Below are 12,531 nucleotides of genomic sequence, written 5' to 3' on the forward strand. Positions count from 1 at the left end.
TAAGTTTTTTTAATATTTCGTTTTTGTTAAACATAAAAAGTGTGCACCTTCCTTTATATAGTGATATTTAATATTTTAATTATCACCACTTTTTAGAAGAATACACACTTTATTTTAAAGACCCTAAAGTTACTTTACTTTTTATTTTTGATTTTAGTATTGCATTAATTTTGAATATATTAAATACAATACTAAAGTCTTAAAGAAGCTCTTATAAAGAGAATCATTAAAATCTAGTTTAAGATAAAGAATCACAAAATATTAAACTAATTTATCAATATTTCGTGATTTAATATGCTGAATGTTTGATTGAATTTTTTTTGATGACCAATCCCACCATTTAATTTCTAATAACTTTGAAATTGTATCATTACTAAATCTCTTTTTTATAATCTTTGCAGGTATTCCTCCAACAATAGAATATGGTGGGACATCATTAGTAACTATTGCTCTTGTTCCAATAATTGCACCATCACCAATATGTACACCTGACATAATTATAGCATCATAGCCTATCCATACATCATTTCCAATTATAATATTTCCTTTATTGTCCCAAGCATCAGTTATATGATTGACATCTAGTCCCCATTCTTCATAAAAGATAGGAAAAGTATATGTAGATTGTGATTTCATTGTGTGATTTCCACTAGTCATTAGAAACTTTGCGTTACATGCTATTGAACAAAACTTACCAATTATTAATTTATCATTGTTTATAGGGTAATGATATAATACATTGTTTTTCTCAAAATCTCTTGGGTCATTATAAAAGTCATTATATATTGTATAATCTCCAACTTCTATATTTTCTCTTGTGATTACATTTTTAAGATATACAGTTTGATAATCATTACTTCTTGGGTATATTTTATTTGAATTTGGAATAGTCATGTTTAAATCTCTCCTTTGTAATATGTTGTGCTTTGACTATTCCACTATTACAATACATCTCTTCACAAAATCACTCCTTAGATAGTATCCATATTTCAATTTATAATCTATATATTTTGTATTTAAAAACAGACTTTTAACTATGTAGTATTTTATAACAATTATATTTTTAATTGATTATATATCAAGATAATAAAACTTGCAACTATTTAATTTACATTAATATAAAATAATTTTTAATTTGAATAATATTAATGTTTAGTAGATGCTTAATTTTTAATAGTAATTTGACTATGATATGTTAGATATGGTAGAACTATGCTTATATAAATTATTTTTGAGTTAGTATTGTTATAGAGTATAGGATTTTTACTGTATAATAGAACTGTGAAGAAAAGAGAAAATATCTTATGAGATTTCTAATTATGGAGGGGAATATGAAAAAGATAGTGCAAGTAAAAAATATTAATATTGGAGAAGGTGTACCTAAAATTTGTGTACCAATTATCGGAAAAAATAAAGAAGATATTATAAAAGAGGTCAAAGAATTAAAAGAAGAATGTTTAGATGTTATAGAGTGGCGAGTTGATTTTTTTGAGAATGTGGAAAATATTCAAGAAGTTAAGAATACTCTTTATGAATTAAAAAGTTACATATCTAATATACCTTTATTATTCACATTTAGAAGTATAGTAGAAGGGGGAGAAAAATTAATATCAAAAGATTATTATATTACTTTGAATAAAGAAATTTCCAATACAGGCTTAATAGATTTATTAGATGTAGAGTTATTTATAGGAGATGAAATTGTAGAGGAAGTAGTTAATTTTGCTCATAAAAAAGGAGTGAAAGTAATTATATCTAATCATGATTTTAATAAAACTCCAAAAAAAGAAGAGATTATATCTCGTTTATGTAGGATGCAGGAATTAGGGGCAGATTTACCTAAAATAGCTGTTATGCCACAAAATGAAAAAGATGTGTTGGTGCTACTTGAAGCTACAAATGAAATGTTTAGAATTTATGCAGATAGACCAATAGTAACAATGTCAATGTCAGGAGTGGGAGTTATAAGTCGATTATGTGGAGAAATATTTGGTTCTGCGTTGACCTTTGGAGCAGCTAAAAATGTTTCAGCACCAGGGCAGATATCATTTAAAGAATTAAACTCAGCACTCAATTTATTGCATAAGAGTATTAACTAGTTTAATTAAAGCTGAAAAGTAATATTGGATAGTGTTTATTGGTATGTTTTTACATTATGTATATCTAATGAAAAGTGAATACTCTTTAAGATGTATAAATCAAATATAAAAAACTTTTCAGATAGTAAAATTTAAATTAGGTAATTACGTGATATCTGAAAAGTAACTATTTAATGTATGTATTCTGAAAGTAATTATAGAAAATGATGTTGTCTGATGTTATATAGTGAACTTGGATTGTAGGAAATCTTATAAATCAACTATGGCATATTTAAAATATGCCATTAAAAACTATTAAATATTAGATTATAGATAATATGCTAATATTTCTGTTATTTATAGACAGTAAGTTTCAATAATGACGATTTTATCTAAATTAGAAGATATATATTGAAAAAGTGAAAATTTTGATATAGAAACATATTAGACTATATAAGCAATTTTACACTTTGTTATTTTTTATAGTGCATTTTAATACTATGTACCTTTAGATGTAAAATTTGTGTTATTTATGTTTGTCATTCTTTTTACTTTTTTATAATCATGTACTCTAAAAATTATATATGTAATATAAGATTATCACTCTATTTTTGGAATATTGTACGTTACAACATTTATACCTATCATCATCAATGACACTAGAATATATAGGATACTTATTTTCGTTTAACCAATATTTTTGCATATTCTTTGTCCAAGATTTTGGAAATTTAAATACTTTTTTATTTATTAGAACATCTTCATCTTCAAAAATATTAACTTCTTTTTCAATTTTTATTTTTCTGTTATATATTTTATTTATAGATTCCTTGTCGAGTTTTATGTCTTTATACATATCAGGACAATAACAACAAACATAATTTCTGTTTTTTCGACGTTTAAATTTTACAACTTTCTCTATGCTAATTTCTAGTTTTTTTGTATCATCTTTTATAAATTTAATATCTTCTATATTGTCACTTGAAAAAATTTCTGTCAATCTTAAAGTGTCCACAGTTTCTCTAAGTATATGTTTTTTATAAGAACAAAACTCATATCTCAAAGAAAGGTTTAATTTATTAGGTATGTAGTCATTCTCATATTTAAACATTTTAATTTTTTTCAATTCAGTATTATCTTTAAATTTCAACTTTTTATACCTGAAAGTCACTTTGATAAAAAGAGTATATTCTACATCAATATATTCTTTTGCAATCTTAAATTTATCGCTACCTTCAATCACAATCATAGCTTATCCCCAATCGTTTTATATTAAAATAAGGCCACAGAACATGGTCTAATAGTACTCATTAGCACTATAAGACAATGTTAACACAAAAAGACAAAAAAAGGTTATTTATTTCAAATAACCTTTTTGTTTATATAAAATATAAGGAATTATATTCTATTCTTTTTTATGGTATCTATAATTTGTAATATCAGATTTAACTCTCTTGAATTTAAGCGTTTTAACTCTTCGTTTATATCATTTTCTAAATATGTCTTTCCAATGGGAGTAATGTCTTTTATAAGAACATCTGCAGAGATATTTAATACACTTACAAATTTTATGAATGTTTTAAGACTTGGATTTTTTTTACCACTTTCGATTTGAGTTATATACCAAGGCGATACTCCAACCATATTTGCAAACTCTTTTGAAGTTAAATTCGCTTTTTTACGTTCTTCTTTAAGTCTTTTACCTATGTAATTCATTATTTTCACTATTTCCCTCACTTATATTTCTTTATATTTAATGATACATTTTATTAACTCTAACATTGCAATTTGTTCTTTTTTAGTTAATTTATTAATCATTTCATAACATTCTAAAGGTATAGAGTTATCAATGCCTTCTGCTGTAATAATATTTGCAAATAACAATTCCAGTGGTATATTTAAAGCAGTAGCAATTTTCATTATAATACTGATAGATGTATTTGTTTCAGCTCTTTCAATCTGACCAATATATGTTGTGTGTAAACCTGCCTTTTCTGCAAGAAATTCTTGACTATATCCTAATTTTGTTCTATAGACTTTTATTCTATCTCCTATTATTTTTCCAATATTTGCCAATTATTATCCCTCTACCTTAGATTATATTCATAGTTTAAGCTGTTTTATATAGACTATTTATGCTTTTTTGGTCTAAATGTAGACTATATATGTTTATATACTGAAATAAGTACTATTTATTTTGCATAGTCTGTATCTACAATAAACAAATACGAATAAATCATATTTTCAACTAGACAAATATTTTTCGTAATTTCATACCCATACTACAATGATAAAATGAAATAATAATATGTTAATTATAGCATTTTTTATTACAATTACATATTATATACATGGAATATATTTTGAAAATTTAAATAATTTTAGATTTCATAGTGTTGAATAATTAATGTATCTAGAAAATTTTTTGATGAGTATTTTAAGCTTGATTATTCCATTAGTAATGTCAATATTTTTAAATCTAATAATATAGAAGTGAAATAAAAAAGTAATTATAAGTGAGAATTTTTTGAATAAGATTTCAAAAAAATATTTAATTAAATAAATAATGAAAATATATAATACTAGCTTCGATTATAAAAAAATAAATATGTAAATACTTATAAACATAAGTTATATGTAAGATTTACAGTAGAGTAATAATTTTATAAAAATACTTAATAAATATAAATTAAATTATATATGTATATATTGCAGTTCAATAGTGATATAATAATAAAAAAATTTTTAAAGAGAGTGAGATTACATATGAGAAAACTTGAAGAGATATTAGAATATAATAAATCATTTGTAGAGAGCAAAGAATATGAACAATATGTGACTTCAAAACATCCAAATAAAAAAATAGTAGTCTTATCTTGTATGGACACAAGATTAACTGAACTTTTGCCTAAGGCTATGAATTTGAAAAATGGAGATGTGAAGCTAATAAAAAATGCAGGAGCTACTATAATGCATCCTTTTGGAAGTATTATGAGAAGTGTTCTAGTTGCAATTTATGAATTTGATGTAGATGAGGTTATAGTTGTAGGACACCATGGATGTGGTATGTGTAATGTTGATACAGATAAATTGCTTAGTAAAATTTTAGATAGGGGAATATCTAATGATGTGATACTTACACTTCGTAGTGCTGGCATTGATACAAAACAATGGTTACATGGATTTGATTCTGCAGAAGAATCTGTAAAAGATAGTATTTATTTAATAAAAGGACATCCTTTGATTCCAGATAGGATTATTGTACATGGACTAATCATATCACCAGAGACTGGAAAGTTAGATGTTGTTGTAAATGGATATGAAGATAAGTAGGATATTATAGTATTATATAAGAAATATACTACTTAAATAGGGTGTTGTCTCAAAATTTATTTTGGGACAATTTTTTTGCTTGGAAAGATATGAAAGGGTTTATTTGAAGCTTTACAATAAAAATATAAGTAGCTGACTAATTAAAAATCTTACTATTACTTATTAAAATTATAACTATATGATGTAAAAACATTTAATAAATGAAATTTATATGAATTTTTTATAAATATATTGAAAAAAAGTATACGATATAGTAAAATAATACTTAGCCGACTAAGTAATGTAAAAATAAGGAGGGCAAGTATGAATAGTAATTCTGAAGAAAAATTAAATGATGTTTTCTTGCAATTAATGCGAATATATTTTATAAGAACTCATTTTTATTTTGATAAATTAGGCTTGTATCATGGTCAGCCACAAATACTTTTTTCTCTAAAAATGAAAAATGGGCAAAGTCAAAAGGAATTAGCAGATAAAAGAAAAGTAAAAGCATCTACAACTACAGTTATGATAAAGAGGATGGAAAAAGCTGGACTTGTAGAAAGAAAACAAGATGAAAAAGACCAAAGAGTATCTAGGATTTTTTTAACAGATAAAGGCTTAGAAACATGCAATAAAGTTGAGGAATTTAATAAGGAATTAGAAAGAGAATTCTTTTTAGGATTTAGTGAAGAGGAAAAAATAGTACTTAGAAGACTCCTAATGCAAGTACGAGATAATTTAAAAGAAGGGTGTCATAAACATGAAGATGAAAAATACTTTTAAAGTTAAAATAATATTTTTCAATTCAATGTCATTAGACTAATTAATATTACAGAAAGGAAGAAATGTATGTTTAAATTAATTAAATATTTAAAGAAATCGGCATTATCAATAGCAATAATAGTTTGTCTATTGGTAGTTCAAGCGGTATGTGACCTTTCTTTACCAGAATACACATCCAATATAGTAAATGTAGGTATACAACAAGGTGGAGTAGAAAACTCTGTTCCATCTGTGATTAGAGAGGGAGAATTAGATAAAATTACTTTATTCATGGATAAAAATAGTAAGGATAAAGTACTAGATAATTATACTTTATTGAATAAGGAGGATTATACTAAGTATAAAGATAAGTATCCAGGACTAAAAGATGAATCTCTTTATGAGTTAAATACTAAAGATAAAGATACTATAGATGATTTAAACACTATTTTTGGGAAAGCTATTTTAATAGTATCAGGACTTGAAGGTGATAGTAAAGAAGTCAAAGTGATGAAAGCTCAACTAATGAGCCAACTTCCACCACAGGCTACTCAAGGTGGAGATATTGATGTATTTAAATTGTTATCAGCAATGCCAAAAGATAAGTTAGATACATTGACTAAAGAGATGAGCAAAGGCTTTGAAGGTATGCCAGAGAGCATGATAACACAAAGTTCAGTATCATATGTAAAGTCAGAGTATGAGAAAATAGGTATTGATACAGAAAAAACTCAAAATAATTATATATTATTTACTGGGGCTAAAATGCTTGGGATAGCTATGATTAGTATGGTAGCAACAATAACAGTAGGATTCTTAGCAGCAAGAGTAGCAGCAAGTGTAGGTAGAAATCTGAGAAGTGGAGTCTTTAGAAAAGTTATGTCATTTTCAAATACTGAAATGAATGAATTTTCTACAGCTTCGTTAATTACTCGTAGTACGAATGATATTCAACAAATACAAATGTTGATGGTTATGTTGCTTAGAATAGTATTCTATGCACCTATAATGGCTATAGGTGGGGTAATAAAGGTCTTAAACACAAATACTTCAATGGCATGGATTATAGCAGTAGCAGTAGTTGCTATTTTATCATTAATTGTAGTGTTATTTTCAGTAGTTATGCCTAAGTTTAAACTAGTTCAAAAGCTTGTTGATAAGTTAAACTTAGTAAGTCGTGAAATAATTACTGGTATTCCAGTTATCAGAGCTTTTAGTACTGAGAAACATGAAGAAAAAAGATTTGATGAAGCAAATAAAAATCTAACTAAAACAAATCTTTTTGTAAATAGGGTCATGACATGTATGATGCCTGCTATGATGCTTATAATGAACCTTATCACAGTTCTTATAGTTTGGAGGGGTGCATATAGTGTTGATTCTGGAGTAATGCAAGTTGGAGATATGATGGCGTTTATACAATATACAATGCAAATAATAATGTCATTCTTGATGATATCAATGATATCTATCATGCTTCCAAGAGCGTCTGTTTCAGCTACACGTATAGATGAAGTATTAGTATCAGATATAAGTATTAAAGACCCAGAAAAATCAGAAGCACAAGAATTTAAAGAAGATAAAAAAGGTCTTGTTGAATTTAAAAATGTTTCATTCATGTACCCAGATGCAGAAGAACCTATATTAACAAATATATCTTTTACAGCAAAACCAGGAGAGACAACTGCTTTTATAGGAAGTACTGGTAGCGGTAAGTCAACTCTTATAAATTTAATTCCCCGTTTCTTTGATGTTACTGAGGGAGAAATATTATTTGATGGAGTTAATATAAAAAATGTTTCTCAACATGATTTAAGGGAAAAAATTGGATATGTACCTCAAAAAGGAGTATTATTCTCTGGTACTATAGAATCCAACTTAAAATATGGTAGAAAAGACGCAACAGAGGAAGAAATGAGAATAGCAGCTGATATAGCTCAAGCCATAGAATTTATTGATTCTAAACCAGAAGCTTTTAAAACTGAAATCTCTCAAGGTGGAACAAATGTGTCTGGAGGTCAAAAACAAAGACTTTCTATTGCAAGAGCAATAGCAAAAAATCCAGAAGTTTATATATTTGATGATAGTTTTTCAGCACTTGACTTAAAGACTGATGCAGCTCTTCGTAAGGCTTTAAAATCAAAAACCGCTGAAAGTACTGTACTAATAGTTGCACAAAGAATTAGTACTATCTTACATGCAGAACAAATAATTGTATTAAATGAAGGAGAAATAGTTGGAATAGGAACACATAAAGAGCTTCTAAAAAATTGCGAAGTTTATGAGCAAATAGCTTTATCACAACTTTCAAAGGAGGAGCTAGCTAATGAGTAGAATGGGAAGAGGTCCTATGGGAAAATCTATGGGAGTAGGACAAAAAGCAAATGACTTTAAAGGGACTATGCGAAAACTAATTGCATACTTATCTAAATTTAAAATATCAATAATTTTAGTAATTGTATTTGCTATTGGTAGTGCATCATTTTCTATAGTAGGTCCAAAAATTTTAGGTAAGGCAACTACAAAGATATTTGAAGGATTAGTGAGTAAGGTTTCTGGAGGAAATGTAGGTATAGATTTCAATGCAATTGGAAAAATCTTAGCATTTTTACTTTGCCTTTATTTGATAAGTGCATTATTCTCTTTTGTACAAGGATTTATAATGAGTGGAATTTCTCAAAAAGTATCCTATAATTTAAGAAAAGAGATTTCCGTAAAATTGGATAGATTGCCAATGAAATATTTTGATACTAAGACACATGGTGAAATATTATCAAGAATTACGAATGATATAGATACTCTAAGCCAAAGTTTAAATCAAAGTATGACACAGCTTATAACATCAGTAACAACTATGATAGGTGTTTTGATAATGATGTTATCTATAAGTGGGATTATGACATTGGTAGCAATTTTAATATTACCAATATCAATGTTTGTAATTTCAAGAATAGTAAAGAAATCACAAAAATACTTTAGATATCAACAAGAATATTTAGGAAATGTAAATGGTCAAGTTGAGGAAACTTATAGTGGTCAAACAATAGTAAAAGCATTTAATTGTGAAGATGAAGTAATTGAAGAATTTGATAAGTTAAATGATAGCTTGTATAATTCAGCATGGAAATCTCAATTTTTATCAGGTATAATGCAACCACTTATGATGTTTATTGGAAACTTAGGATATGTAATGGTATCAATTTTAGGAGGTTGGCTTGCAATTAAGAAAACTATTGAGGTTGGGGATATACAATCATTTATACAATATGTAAGAAACTTTACACAGCCAATGACTCAGATTGCACAGGTTGCCAACTTGCTACAATCAACAGCAGCAGCTTCTGAAAGAGTATTTGAGTTTTTAGAAGAGGAAGAGGAAGACCAAATTGTTGAAAATGCAGTTTCAATAGATGGCCTAGAAGGCAAAATTGATTTTGAAAATGTTAACTTTGGATATAATCCAAACAAGACTATAATAAATGATTTTTCAGTAAATGTTAAACCTGGTCAAAAAGTTGCTATTGTTGGACCTACAGGAGCGGGAAAAACTACAATAGTTAAACTTTTAATGAGGTTTTATGATGTTAATAGTGGTTCAATATTGATTGATGGTCATAATATTAAAGATTTCAATCGTAGCGAGCTTAGAGAAATGTTTGGTATGGTTCTTCAAGATACATGGTTATTTAGTAGTTCAATTATGGAAAATATAAGATATGGTAAGTTGAATGCTACAGATGAAGAAGTTATAGAGGCTGCTAAATCTGCACATGTTCATAGATTTATTAAGACATTACCAGATGGATATAAGATGAAATTAAATGAAGAAGCAAGTAATGTTTCTCAAGGTCAAAAACAATTATTGACTATAGCTCGTGCTATTTTAGCTGACCCTAAAATCTTGATATTAGATGAGGCTACAAGTTCTGTCGATACTAGAACAGAGGTACTGATTCAAAAAGCTATGGATAATCTTATGGAAGGTAGAACAAGTTTTGTAATAGCCCATAGATTATCAACTATACGTGATGCTGATATGATTCTAGTTATGAATGATGGAGATATAGTTGAACAAGGAAATCATGAGGAACTTCTAAAGAAAGGCGGATTCTATGCTAATCTTTACAATTCTCAATTTGAAGAAGATGAAGCAATGTAATAAAGAATTGTCTTAGTATATGAGTATTATTAAGAATTCTGAAGAAAAGAAAGTGTTTGAGAAGAATATGCTATTTGCCACACTAGAAACTTCTGTTAGAAATATAGTTCTTGTAAATAACAAAGAATTTTTATTGTATGATACTGTTGGGTTTGTAAGTAATCTACCACATGATTTAGTAAAAGCATTTAGATCAACATTAGAAGAAGCATGTGAAGCAGATATATTGTTACATGTTGTTGATATTTCAAATCCAAGCTATAAAAGTCATATTAAAGTAACAGAAGATACTCTAAAACAAATTGGTGCAAATGATATACCTATAATTCATATATATAATAAAATTGATTTAATTGATGAAGATTTATTAGATAATGTTGTAGGTGGTATAGATAAAGAAGGTCTCTTTATTTCGGTTAAAGAAAATATAAACATAGACAAAATGATAAAATGTATTTGTGATAGTATATTTAAAGATTATATAAGATGCAAGCTCTTAATTCCATATGACAAAGGTCATGTAGCTTCTTATTTTAATGAGAATACAAGTGTTATAAATACAGAATACAGAGAAGAAGGGACTCTTTTAGATGTGGAATGTAGCAATATAGAATATAATAAGTATAGAAAGTATGTTTTAGAGTAAGTTTTGAAAAGTTATTATAACTTGAAATATATTTAATGTATAATTTTATAATAACTTATAGAATGATTGTAAAATATGATTTTGTGAAACGGTATGGCATAAAGCTATGCCGTTTTGCTATTTATAATAAAAATAAATTTATTGACATAGTAGTAACTAATTACTATAATATATAGTAACTAGTTACTATTTGAAATTATTAAAAAATTAAAATCTAAGATAAAGAGAGGTATATAATAATGGATGTAGAAACTTTAATGAAAAAATTTATGGTAGATGATGATAGTAGAAAACAAGCTATATTTGCAAGTATATTTGTAATGCAAAATAAACTTCAAACTACATGTGATAAATTAGACCCAGAACTAACAATGAAACAATGGTTACTTTTAGCTATTGCAGAGTCTGTAGATGAAACTCTTACCTTAACTAAACTTGGAGAACTAATGGGGTGTTCAAGACAAAATGTAAAAAAATTGGCTATTGCTTTAGAAAAGAAAGGTTTTATACAAATTGAGCAAAATGAAAAAGATTCAAGAGCTACTTGTCTTCTAACAAAAGATAAAGTGGAAGAGTATTCTGAAAAAGTAAGAGGTATGCAGGAAAAAGTATTACAGCTTTTATTTAAAGATTTTACAGAGAAAGAAGTGGAACAATTATTTTTTGGAATTATGAAATTAAGTACAGGAATTGAAAATATAAAGAATTATGTAGAAAATAATGACCTTGGAGAGTAAGCAAGTGTCAAATCAACTTTGTATGGTATCAAAAAGGGGGCAATTTATATGAAAAATGTAGTAGTGATTTATAAGAGTAAATATGGTTCAACAAAGAAGTATGCTAAATGGCTTTCAGAATTATTGTCTTGTGATATTTTTGAAACTAAGAATATTAATATAGAAAAGGTTTTGAAGTATGATACGATTATTTTAGGAGGAGGTCTTTATGCTTGTAATATAGCAGGAATTTCTTTTTTTAAAAAAAATTATAAAGAATTACAGAAAAAAAATCTAGTAGTATTTGGTGTAGGAGCTACTCCATATAATGATGAAGTAATAAAGAGATTAAAAGAAGTAAACTTTAAGGGTGAATTAAATAATGTTCCTTGTTTTTATTGTCGTGGGGCATGGGATGAGACAAAAATGTCTTTGCTAGACTATACTCTTTGTAGCTTTTTTAAAAAATCTATAGCTAAAAAAGAACGTCAAGGTCTTAAACCAATAGAAGCACCTTTATTGTCTGGAGAAGCTTTTGATTGGTGTAATAAAGAAAATCTAGACCCAATACTCGATTATATAAGAGCACTTTAAGAGGTATATACTTACAATTATTTATTATCTAAAGTTAGACTCTATAGAAATTTATTAGACATTATTTATAAAATAATAATATTATTAAAGATGGATAATTTAATTGTTTCAATAAGGGTATAATTTTAAAAAGTGTTGATTTTAAAATAAATTATTTTATAAGCTTACTTATACTTAATAAGGGGGCTTTTTTTATTGGAAGATTTATGTTATATTGAGATGAATTTATTATGATATAAAAAACAATGTTAAGATAAATTT

11 protein-coding genes and 1 pseudogene are annotated in these 12,531 nt (G+C 26.7%); 8 read left to right on the forward strand and 4 right to left on the reverse strand.

All coding sequences use genetic code 11. The annotated features are described in order from the left end of the window. Positions 1-261 precede the first annotated feature (261 nt). A complete protein-coding gene (locus tag KGF42_RS01025; protein WP_227825557.1) occupies positions 262-894 on the reverse strand; it encodes a CatB-related O-acetyltransferase in 633 nt (210 codons plus the stop codon). 437 nt (positions 895-1,331) lie between these two features. Between KGF42_RS01025 and aroD the strand changes: the two genes are divergently transcribed. Continuing rightward, positions 1,332-2,099 carry a type I 3-dehydroquinate dehydratase gene (gene aroD, locus KGF42_RS01030; protein WP_227825558.1) on the forward strand — a complete coding sequence of 256 codons (768 nt, stop codon included), beginning with the start codon at positions 1,332-1,334 and terminating at the stop codon, positions 2,097-2,099. Positions 2,100-2,649: 550 nt separating this feature from the next. Here aroD and KGF42_RS01035 read toward each other — a convergent pair. From KGF42_RS01035 to KGF42_RS01045, 3 genes are all read right to left on the reverse strand, one after another. Next, the gene (locus KGF42_RS01035) at positions 2,650-3,327 is read right to left on the reverse strand and encodes a hypothetical protein (RefSeq protein ID WP_227825559.1); all 678 of its coding nucleotides are present in this window, start codon (positions 3,325-3,327) and stop codon (positions 2,650-2,652) included. Positions 3,328-3,476: 149 nt separating this feature from the next. Further along, a complete protein-coding gene (locus tag KGF42_RS01040; RefSeq protein WP_227821388.1) occupies positions 3,477-3,794 on the reverse strand; it encodes a helix-turn-helix domain-containing protein in 318 nt (105 codons plus the stop codon). A gap of 21 nt (positions 3,795-3,815) precedes the next feature. Continuing rightward, complete coding sequence (locus tag KGF42_RS01045; RefSeq protein ID WP_227821383.1) at positions 3,816-4,154, reverse strand: helix-turn-helix domain-containing protein; 339 nt, start codon at positions 4,152-4,154, stop codon at positions 3,816-3,818. A 690-nt stretch (positions 4,155-4,844) separates the two neighbouring features. Between KGF42_RS01045 and KGF42_RS01050 the strand changes: the two genes are divergently transcribed. The 7 genes and pseudogenes from KGF42_RS01050 (at position 4,845) to KGF42_RS01080 (ending at position 12,270) form a co-directional block, all read left to right on the forward strand. Then, positions 4,845-5,411: a beta-class carbonic anhydrase gene (locus KGF42_RS01050; RefSeq protein WP_227821382.1), complete on the forward strand. Its 567-nt coding sequence runs from the start codon at positions 4,845-4,847 to the stop codon at positions 5,409-5,411. A gap of 303 nt (positions 5,412-5,714) precedes the next feature. Then, positions 5,715-6,176, forward strand: a complete 462-nt coding sequence (locus tag KGF42_RS01055) for a MarR family transcriptional regulator (protein ID WP_227821381.1) — start codon at positions 5,715-5,717, stop codon at positions 6,174-6,176. A gap of 66 nt (positions 6,177-6,242) precedes the next feature. After that, entirely contained in the window at positions 6,243-8,489 is a 2,247-nt protein-coding gene (locus tag KGF42_RS01060; protein WP_227821380.1) for an ABC transporter ATP-binding protein, read from the forward strand. Further along, positions 8,482-10,314 carry an ABC transporter ATP-binding protein gene (locus KGF42_RS01065; RefSeq protein WP_227821379.1) on the forward strand — a complete coding sequence of 611 codons (1,833 nt, stop codon included), beginning with the start codon at positions 8,482-8,484 and terminating at the stop codon, positions 10,312-10,314. Before KGF42_RS01060 ends, KGF42_RS01065 begins: the two co-directional genes overlap by 8 nt. A 19-nt stretch (positions 10,315-10,333) precedes the next feature. After that, a pseudogene (locus KGF42_RS01070) lies at positions 10,334-10,960 on the forward strand (HflX GTPase family protein); the annotation flags it as partial. A gap of 239 nt (positions 10,961-11,199) precedes the next feature. Beyond that, positions 11,200-11,697 carry a MarR family winged helix-turn-helix transcriptional regulator gene (locus KGF42_RS01075; RefSeq protein ID WP_054274170.1) on the forward strand — a complete coding sequence of 166 codons (498 nt, stop codon included), beginning with the start codon at positions 11,200-11,202 and terminating at the stop codon, positions 11,695-11,697. 48 nt (positions 11,698-11,745) lie between these two features. Then, positions 11,746-12,270, forward strand: coding sequence for a flavodoxin domain-containing protein (locus tag KGF42_RS01080; protein WP_227825561.1), 525 nt, complete (start codon positions 11,746-11,748; stop codon positions 12,268-12,270). The last annotated feature ends 261 nt before the right edge of the window (positions 12,271-12,531 follow it).

This window comes from Clostridioides sp. ZZV15-6383, from assembly GCF_020657735.1.
Classification (GTDB): domain Bacteria; phylum Bacillota; class Clostridia; order Peptostreptococcales; family Peptostreptococcaceae; genus Clostridioides; species Clostridioides difficile_D.

Coding starts and splice junctions, on each gene's coding strand:
- aroD (WP_227825558.1), top strand. CDS start 1,332: ATGAAAAAGATAGTGCAAGTAAAAAATATTAATATTGGAGAAGGTGTA.
- KGF42_RS01055 (WP_227821381.1), top strand. CDS start 5,715: ATGAATAGTAATTCTGAAGAAAAATTAAATGATGTTTTCTTGCAATTA.
- KGF42_RS01025 (WP_227825557.1), bottom strand. CDS start 894: ATGACTATTCCAAATTCAAATAAAATATACCCAAGAAGTAATGATTAT.
- KGF42_RS01035 (WP_227825559.1), bottom strand. CDS start 3,327: ATGATTGTGATTGAAGGTAGCGATAAATTTAAGATTGCAAAAGAATAT.
- KGF42_RS01075 (WP_054274170.1), top strand. CDS start 11,200: ATGGATGTAGAAACTTTAATGAAAAAATTTATGGTAGATGATGATAGT.
- KGF42_RS01040 (WP_227821388.1), bottom strand. CDS start 3,794: ATGAATTACATAGGTAAAAGACTTAAAGAAGAACGTAAAAAAGCGAAT.
- KGF42_RS01080 (WP_227825561.1), top strand. CDS start 11,746: ATGAAAAATGTAGTAGTGATTTATAAGAGTAAATATGGTTCAACAAAG.
- KGF42_RS01060 (WP_227821380.1), top strand. CDS start 6,243: ATGTTTAAATTAATTAAATATTTAAAGAAATCGGCATTATCAATAGCA.
- KGF42_RS01050 (WP_227821382.1), top strand. CDS start 4,845: ATGAGAAAACTTGAAGAGATATTAGAATATAATAAATCATTTGTAGAG.
- KGF42_RS01065 (WP_227821379.1), top strand. CDS start 8,482: ATGAGTAGAATGGGAAGAGGTCCTATGGGAAAATCTATGGGAGTAGGA.